Source organism: Methylosinus sp. R-45379, from assembly GCF_001644125.1.
GTDB lineage: Bacteria > Pseudomonadota > Alphaproteobacteria > Rhizobiales > Beijerinckiaceae > Methylosinus.
In genome coordinates, this window is sequence record NZ_LUUM01000037.1 from 1 (window position 1) to 8,487 (window position 8,487).

The following is an 8,487-nucleotide window of genomic DNA, read 5'->3' on the forward strand; positions in this document are numbered from 1 at the left end:
GCGGGAGAAGGAGTGCGGCGTCGAACGTGGCGCCCGCTCGATATTGCGCCTACTCGAAGAAAAAAGCGCGTCCTTCTCCCGCGCAGGGGGAGAAGGTGGCCCTCGCGTCAGCGAGGGTCGGATGAGGGCCCGCCGGGCGAGCCCTATCCGTCATTCGACTCGCCGGGCCTCACTCGCCGGCGTTGGCGGCCTCGGCCTTTTCCTTGGCCTCGAGGTCTTCGCCGGTCTGCTGATCGACGACGCGCATGGAGAGGCGCACCTTGCCGCGATCGTCGAAGCCGAGCAGCTTCACCTTCACCTTGTCGCCTTCCTTCACCACATCGGTGGTCTTGTTCACGCGCTGCTTGGAGAGCTGCGAGATGTGAACGAGGCCGTCCTTGGCGCCGAAGAAATTGACGAAGGCGCCGAAGTCGGCGGTCTTCACCACGGTTCCCTCATAGATCTGGCCGACCTCCGGATCGGAGGCGATCGACTTGATCCAATTGATCGCCGCCTTGATGGAGTTGCCGTCGGAGGAGGCGACCTTCACCGTGCCGTCGTCCTCGATATTGATCTTGGCGCCGGTCTTCTCGACGATCTCGCGAATGACCTTGCCGCCGGTGCCGATCACTTCGCGGATCTTGTCGGTGGCGATCTTCAGCGTCTCGATGCGCGGAGCGAACTCGCCGAGCTCGGCGCGCGAGGTGGTGAGCGCCTTGGACATCTCGCCGAGGATGTGCAGACGGCCGTCGCGCGCCTGGGCGAGCGCGACGCGCATGATCTCCTCGGTGATGCCGGCGATCTTGATGTCCATCTGCAGCGAGGTGACGCCGTCCGACGTGCCCGCCACCTTGAAGTCCATGTCGCCGAGATGGTCCTCGTCGCCGAGAATGTCGGAGAGAACCGCGAAGCGCTCACCCTCGAGGATGAGGCCCATGGCGATGCCCGCCGTCGGCTTCTTCAGCGGCACGCCCGCGTCCATCAGCGCCAGCGAGGAACCGCAGACAGTGGCCATGGACGAGGAGCCGTTGGACTCGGTGATCTCCGAGACGACGCGCAGCGTGTAGGGGAATTCAGCGGCCGCCGGCAGCATCGGGCGGATGGCGCGCCAGGCGAGCTTGCCATGGCCGATCTCGCGGCGGCCGGGCGAGCCCATGCGGCCCGTCTCGCCGACGGAGTAGGGAGGGAAGTTATAGTGGAGCAGGAAGCGCTCCTTATACGTCCCCTCGAGCGAGTCGACGAATTGCTCGTCCTCGCCCGTGCCGAGCGTGGCGACGACCAGCGCCTGCGTCTCGCCGCGGGTGAACAGGGCCGAGCCATGCGCGCGCGGCAGCACGCCCACCTCGGCGACGATCGGGCGCACGGTCTTCACGTCACGGCCGTCGATGCGGATGCCGTCGTCGAGAATGTTCCAGCGCACGACCTTGGCCTGCAGATCGTGGAAGGCCTCTGCGACATGCTCCTTGGAGAATTTCGCCTCGCCGCCTTCCGGCAGCAGGCCGGCGAAGACCTTGGCCTTCACTGCGTCCACCGCGGCGTAGCGATCCTGCTTCACCGTGATCTTATAGGCGGCGCGCAGCTCGGCCTCGGCGATGGCGTCGACGGCGGCGTCGACCTCGGTCTTGTCGACAACATTGAGGTCGCGCGGATCCTTTGCGGCGCGCTCGGCGAGGCGGATGATCGCGTCGATCACCGGCTGGAAGCCGCGATGGCCAGTCATCACCGCCTCGAGCATCAGATCCTCGGAGAGCTCCTGCGCCTCCGATTCCACCATCAGCACGGCGTCCGACGTGCCGGCGACGACGAGGTCGAGCGCCGAGAGCTTCATCTCCTCGATCGTCGGATTGAGCTTGAGCTGGCCGTTGATATAGCCGACGCGGGCGCCGCCGATCGGCCCCATGAAGGGAATGCCGGAGAGCGTCAGCGCCGCCGAGGCGGCGACCATGGCGAGAATATCCGGGTCATTCTCGAGATCATGGCTCAGCACGGTCACGATGACCTGCGTGTCGTTGCGATAGCCGTCGGGGAACAGCGGGCGGATCGGGCGGTCGATGAGGCGGGAGACCAGCGTCTCGCGCTCGCTGGGGCGGCCTTCGCGCTTGAAATAGCCGCCCGGAATACGGCCCGCGGCGAAGGCTTTCTCCTGGTAATTCACGGTCAGCGGGAAGAAGTCCTGGCCGGGCTTGGGCGCCTTGGCCGAGACGACGGTCGCGAGCACTGTGGTCTCGCCCCAGCTGGCGAAAACGGCGCCGTCCGCCTGGCGGGCGATCTTGCCGGTCTCGAGGATCAGCTTGCGGCCCGCCCAGTCGAGTTCTTCGCGATGGATTTGGAACATGTCTTTTCGTCTTTCTCTCATGACGCGCCATGTTGCGCGTCGGCTTGGCGAGGCGTCATGGGCAAGACGGCGAGAGGCTGCGGGGCGGGGATTTTCAAAGACGCGAAGCCGCGAACGCTTCGAAAGATCCTCGCCTCAGCGTCCGGCGATCCTGCCATGACGATCTGCCGAGGGCCGGCGGCGCGGCCCCATGCCGCCCGCCGAACGTTGGAAGGGCCGCCCTTTCGCGCATCCCTTCCGGCAATGAAGCGGCCGAATCGTTCGGCCGAACCGTTTTTTCATACGCGAAATCGCGGCGGACCGCGATCTCGCTTTCTCTCGGCCTCTTTCGAGGCTCGTCCCGCGAGCGGGCGTGAACTCAGCGACGAATGCCGAGACGCTCGATGATGGAGCGATAGCGCGGCTCGTCTCTCGACTTCACATAGTCGAGCAGCTGGCGACGCTGCGACACGAGCTTCAAGAGACCGCGACGCGAATGATTGTCCTTCACATGGGTCTTGAAATGCCCGGTCAGATTGGTGATGCGCTCGGTGAGGATCGCCACCTGCACTTCCGGCGAGCCGGTGTCGTCCGGCTTGGTCGCATATTCCTTGATGAGCGCCTGCTTGCGCTCCGCAGTGATCGACATCGGTGAGGTCCTTTTCGTTTTCGGGTGTGGGTCCGCAGGCCGCGGCCGGGGCCGGGATGTCGTCCAGCGAGGGTCGCCGCGAGCGGAGCCGCCCGGAAAACCGGGCGTGCGAGGGGCTTATAGCAGAAAAGGGAGGGAAGGATAGAGAGCCCTCTCCGCCGGGCCTCTCGCGGCGTCACTGGGCGTCGACGAGGCTCGCTCCGCGGGCGTCGTCGCGCTCAGAGATGAGCGCGGCTTTCTCGGCGGCGAGGCGGTCGCGCTCGGCGGCGAGCTCCTCGCTATGCGCGAGAGCGGCCTCGAGCTGGGCGATGATCTCGTCGATCTCGCCGGACGCCCGATCGCGCTCGACGAGCAAGGCGGTGCTTTCGGCCAGGACGCGATCGCGATCGGCCGCAAAGGCGTGGGCGTCGGCGACGGCTTGGTCGCGCTCCGCGCGCATCGCCTCCTTCTCATGCGCCTCCTTGCTCCATTCGGCGGCCATGGCGGCGTTTTCGCCCATGATGCGATCGCGGTCCGCCGCAAAGGCCTCGGCGTTCGCAATGGCCGCGTCGCGCTCGGCCCGCATCGCCTCCTTCTCGTGAGCTTCCTTGCTCCATACGGCGGCCATGGCGGCATTTTCGCCGAGGATGCGATCACGGTCCGCGACGGCGGCGTCGCGCTCCCTTCGCATCGCCTCTCTCTCATAGAGCGCGAGAGCGCGCTCGGCGACAGCCGCGGCCTTTTCGGCAAGGGCGGCGTCGCGCTCGGCTCTGATCACTCTCGTCTCGATCGTCGCGCTCTCACACTCGACGAAATCGGCGTCATTCTCCGCTGTGGCGGGGGCATGATCGTCGCGGGGCGTGAGCGTATCGTCGGCCGCGCCTTCGAGCCGCGCGCGCATCTCGTCTCGTTCCTCCAGCGCGGCGTCGCGCGCGGCGGCGAAAGCGGCGTTGTCGGTCGCCAGCCGGTCGCGCTCCTCGGTGAGGGCCTGAATTTGCACGATCAGATCATCGCGCTCCGCCGCCCGGAGGAAGAGCTGATCGATGATGGCGCGGCTGCCGTCCTCGCGTTCGGGGAAGAGCAGCTGCGCGGTCTTCTCGGCGTAGAGAAGATAGACCTCTGGCAAGTAATGCGTGTCGCTCGGTCCGCCCCAGGGCGCCTCGCGGCCGGTGATGAACAGCTTCCGCGGCAGCGAGATGAAGGAGATATTGTCGAAGCTGCGCGCGAAATCATACATTTTCTCGAGCGCGACATTCGCCATCTCCGCGGCTCCGGGCGCGAAGTCATAGGTGTAGGGGACGCCATTCACCTTGCAGGTGAAATAATGCTCGAGCAGCACGAGGCGCGAGAATTTCCGCGACAAAATCTCGATCGATCGCGCGAAGGCGCGCTTCCACAGCGGGAAGAACCGCGCCCAATTGGCGTGGAAGGAAATGCGCTCGCCGCCTTTGAAGACCTTGTCGAAGACGTCCTGATTCATCGTCTCGGGCGTCAGGCCCTCGAGAATATGGACGCCCTCGAGCGGATCGATGACGAATTGCGTCTCGCTCAGAGCGACGACGCCGCTGCGCAGATCGCGCGTCAAGTCGAAGATCAGCAGCTCTGCGTCCATCTCCAGAAGATTCGGCAGATGCAGCTTTTTCGCGTCATTGACGAGATAGGTCAGGAATTCCGGCGGCAGGCAGGAGAAGCGCGAATCGATCTTCTCGATCGGATCGGCGACCAGCGCGATCGTCGGGCGGCGCCACAAATGTCCGCGCGATCGGAAAAGACCTTCATTCAGCCGGAGACCGCTCTCATAAGTAGAGCAGCCGCCCAATGTTATAAAGCTCTTGCGGCGATCCTCGACATAGGCCTTCTCGGCAGGGAACTCAGAGCTTTCTCTTGCAACAACGCTGATGTTTTTACCCGAATTGTGCTTTTTCGCCATTGTCAGCTTCTTCTCACAGCGATTCGACACAATATTGCATCTCAGGCTCCTTTATCGAGATGTAGCACATTGCCTTCGCCGCGTAAAATCTCTTCCACGAAATTACGTGATTGCCGCGTCTCTCGCGAGAAAGCCTGCGCCGAAACACCGCCGGCGAGCAGCCCGGCGATGGCGCCGCAGAGTCCGGCCCAGGCGAGCTGCTCTATGTCCGGCGGCGACGAATCGACGATCAGCGTCACCGCCATTGTCGCGACGCCCGCCAATTGGCCGACCATCGCGTCGCGGTCTTGCGCGCGCGGAAACAGCGCGAGGCCGATCAGCGGAACGAAGCCCGCCGCCGACAGCGCGAGCGCCATGCCGACGAGGGTGCGCGCGTCTATGGCGTTGGCTGCGCTCGTCGCCGAGCCGAGCGCAGTGACGCCGACCAGCGCCAGCCGCGTGATGGCGAGGCGCCGGCTGGTCAGCGCCGATTCGGCGCGCAGCCGATAGAGCGCGTCATGGCCGACCGCGGCGGCGCAGGCGTGCAGGCTGGCCGCCGCCAGCGCCAGGCCGACGGCGATGACTCCGGAGGCGACGAGGCCGCTGAGCGCGGCGCCGAGCTTGGCCAATTGCGGCAGGGCGCCGATGAGATATTCCGCGCGCACGGAAATATCCTCCGGCCGCAGCGGCGCGGCGGGCGCCAGCTTGCGAGCGAGGCAGGCGGCGCGCGCCTGCGCCGGGCCGTCCGCCTTGGCGCCGCAAATCTGCAGCAGGCCGCGCGCGCTCGCCGAATAGATGGATTCGGGGAGCCGTTCCGGCGTCTGACCGACGGCGACATTGGAGACGATCAGCGCGGAGGAGGCGACGGTCGCCGCCACCAGCGCCGCCGCCGTCAATGTCCAGAACATGGCCGCGATCCCGGCCCGCCGCGCCGCCGCCACATCCCGCGTCGCCACCGATGGGGCGAGGGCGGGCGCGAGAGTCGCCAGGCCGAGCGCCAGGCCGAGCGCTGTGGTGATCTCGAGCGCGACCGGCGCAGGCCGGGCCAGCCGCCAATTCTGGATGATGCGCGTCGCCTCGCTCCAGGCGGCCTGATCGCCGATGAGCGGCAAGGGCGTGGGAAAGCCTTCGGCCATGAGGGCGATCTGCGGCAGAGCGAAGCCCGCCATCAGCACGCCCGCGGCGGCGCAGGCGCTCCACAGCACGCCGCCGACGCCGCCCGGTCCCGCGATCAGGAGAATCGCCGCGCCGATGAAGAAGGCCGCGAAGGGCCGGCCCGCGCCAGTGAAGCCGACCAGCGCGTCCACCGCCGTCTGATAGCCGGCGAGCGCCACGATCGCCGAGGTGAGCGCGGCGACGGCGATCATGCCGAGCCGCGGCTCCATGCGCGAGAAGCGCGCCGCCAGCAGATCGGACAGCGAGAAGGCCCCGGTCTTGCGCAGCGCTGGCCCGGTCGCCGCGCCGATGAGCGCGACGCCGAGCAGCAGGCCGAGCGTCACGCCGAGCGGCGAGCCGGCGCCGGTGAGCCGAGCCGCGAAAGGCGCCGCGAGGCCCGTGACCAGCGCGGCCTGCGCGAATCCGACATAGGCGGCCGGCGCCGCCCGTCCCGCCGCGTAATAGAAGGACACGCGCATGGAATGCAGCAGAAAGCCCAGCGCGGCCAGAGCGACCACGGTGAAATAGGGCGACACCAGCGCCACCAGCCGCTCCGGCGCGCCGACGCGATCGAGCAGAGCGACGAGCCCATAGGCGGTGGCGAAAGTGACGATCGCCAATGCGATGCGTCCGTCGAGCCGCGCCCGATCCTCGAAATTCTCTACCGTGTCCCGCATGTCGCGCCTCCTTCCACGAGCCTAGAGTGTTTTCGAGCGAAGCGGGAACCGGTTCGCGTGAAGAAAACACGGCAGAACAAGGAAATCGAGAGTCATTCCGGTTCGATTGGAACCGGAATGACTCTAGCCGACGAGGGCGCCGAAAACCAGCGCGCGCGGTCCCTGAGGGGCGGTTGGCCCCGACTTCGCATGTCGCGGGGCGATCGAAGGGAGAAATGCGGCATGCAGGCGAATTTTCGCAGGATCGACGTCATCGCGGCGCGTCAGATCATCGGGCGCGGGCGCGCGCTGGTGATAGACGTGCGCGATCCGGACTCTTTCGCGCGCGGCCATATAGATGGGGCCGAGCTGGCGACGCGGGAGAACATCTCCTCCTTCGTCACTCTGACGCCGAAGGACCGGCCGGTGGTGTTCTGCTGCTATCACGGCAATTCCAGCCAGGCCTACGCCAAATATTTCGCCGAGCAGGGCTTTTCCGACGTCTACAGCCTCGACGGCGGCTATGAGGCCTGGGCGATCGCCGAGCGTTCCGCGCCCCCCGCCACGGCGGCGCTGAGCCCGGCCCTGGAGGCTTTTCTGGCCGAGCACGGCTTTGCGCCCGGCGACGCCAATGGCCGCAACAAGGACAATGTGACGCCGCTGATGGTCGCCGCGCGCCTCGCCCCGCCGGCGCTGGTGGCCGAGCTGCTGCAGGCCGGCGCCGATCTCCATGCGACCAATGTGGACGGCAATCAGGCGCTGTGGCTCGCCTGTGTCGGCGAGATAGAGGAGAATATCGCGCTGCTGATCCGCGCCGGAATCGACATTCAGCACATAAATGTCAACGCCGCGACGCCGCTGATGTTCGCCGCCTCCTCCGGCCGCGCCCGCGCCGTGGCGCAATTGATGGCGGCCGGCGCCGACCCTTCCTTCGAGACGGGCCTCGGCCTCACCGCGCTGGACATGGCCTCGACCAAGGAATGCCTCGATCTGATGCGCGCGGAGGTGAAGCGCCGCAAGGTGTTGGCGGCGGCGTCGTGAGCCCGGGAAATTCAGCGGCCGGGAATGACGCGTCCTAATCCTTGCCGCTGACGCCGGCGCTGGCGAAAGTCGCCATCCCGCTGTGGCAGGCGAGCGCCGCCTTGACGACGCCGATCGCCAGCGCGGCGCCGGAGCCCTCGCCGAGCCGCATGCCGAGATCGAGCAGCGGCTTCTTGCCGAGCCGCTCCAGCACATCCCTATGCGCGCCCTCCGCCGAGACATGGCCGGCGAGGCAATGGGCGATGGCGTCCGGGCTCGTCGCATGCAGCAGCGCCGCCGCCGCGCAGGCGACATAGCCGTCGAGCAGCACGGGGATGCGATTGCGCCGCGCCGCGAGCATCGCGCCCATCATGCCGGCGATCTCGCGCCCGCCGAGCCGGCGCAAAATCTCCAGCGGATCGGACAAATGTCCGGCGTGAAAGGCGAGCGCCTCGTCGATGACGGCGTTCTTGCGCGCGAGCCCTTCGTCGTCGACGCCGGTTCCGCGCCCGGTCCAGCGCGCCGCCGGCCCGCCATAGAGCGCGGCGTAGATCGCCGCCGCCGAGCTGGTGTTGCCTATGCCCATCTCGCCCGGCGCCAAAAGATCGATCCCGCCGTCCACCGCCTCCATGCCATAGACCAGAGTGCCGGCGGCCTCGCGCTCCTCCATTGCGGCGCTCGTCGTGAAATCGCGTGTCGGATGCTCGAGCGCTAGCTCGAAGACCTTGAGGCCGACGCCATTGGCCTTGCAGATCTGATTGATCGCCGCGCCGCCGTCACGCGGCAGATGCTGGATAATTTCACCGTCGGCGGCGCGGCGATCAAT

6 protein-coding genes are annotated in these 8,487 nt (G+C 67.0%); 1 reads left to right on the plus strand and 5 read right to left on the minus strand.

The genetic code is table 11. From position 1 onward, the window contains the following. Positions 1 to 169: 169 nt before the first annotated feature. The 4 genes from pnp to A1351_RS02435 form a co-directional block, all read right to left on the minus strand. Entirely contained in the window at positions 170 to 2,314 is a 2,145-nt protein-coding gene (pnp, locus tag A1351_RS02415) for a polyribonucleotide nucleotidyltransferase (RefSeq protein ID WP_024878741.1), read from the minus strand. A gap of 358 nt (positions 2,315 to 2,672) precedes the next feature. Then, positions 2,673 to 2,942 (minus strand): 30S ribosomal protein S15, encoded by a 270-nt coding sequence (gene rpsO / locus A1351_RS02425; RefSeq protein ID WP_018266720.1) that lies wholly within the window; start codon positions 2,940 to 2,942, stop codon positions 2,673 to 2,675. Between the two features lie 175 nt (positions 2,943 to 3,117). Beyond that, positions 3,118 to 4,851 (minus strand): DUF6270 domain-containing protein, encoded by a 1,734-nt coding sequence (locus tag A1351_RS02430; RefSeq protein WP_157096053.1) that lies wholly within the window; start codon positions 4,849 to 4,851, stop codon positions 3,118 to 3,120. Positions 4,852 to 4,892: 41 nt separating this feature from the next. Then, complete coding sequence (locus A1351_RS02435; RefSeq protein WP_024878743.1) at positions 4,893 to 6,662, minus strand: symporter-like protein; 1,770 nt, start codon at positions 6,660 to 6,662, stop codon at positions 4,893 to 4,895. 222 nt (positions 6,663 to 6,884) lie between these two features. Here A1351_RS02435 and glpE point away from each other — a divergent pair, with 222 nt between their 5' ends. Next, positions 6,885 to 7,682, plus strand: coding sequence for a thiosulfate sulfurtransferase GlpE (glpE, locus tag A1351_RS02440; protein ID WP_024878744.1), 798 nt, complete (start codon positions 6,885 to 6,887; stop codon positions 7,680 to 7,682). Between the two features lie 34 nt (positions 7,683 to 7,716). Here glpE and A1351_RS02445 read toward each other — a convergent pair. After that, the coding region (locus A1351_RS02445) for a nicotinate-nucleotide--dimethylbenzimidazole phosphoribosyltransferase (protein ID WP_064032052.1) at positions 7,717 to 8,487 on the minus strand (771 nt) is incomplete at its 5' end.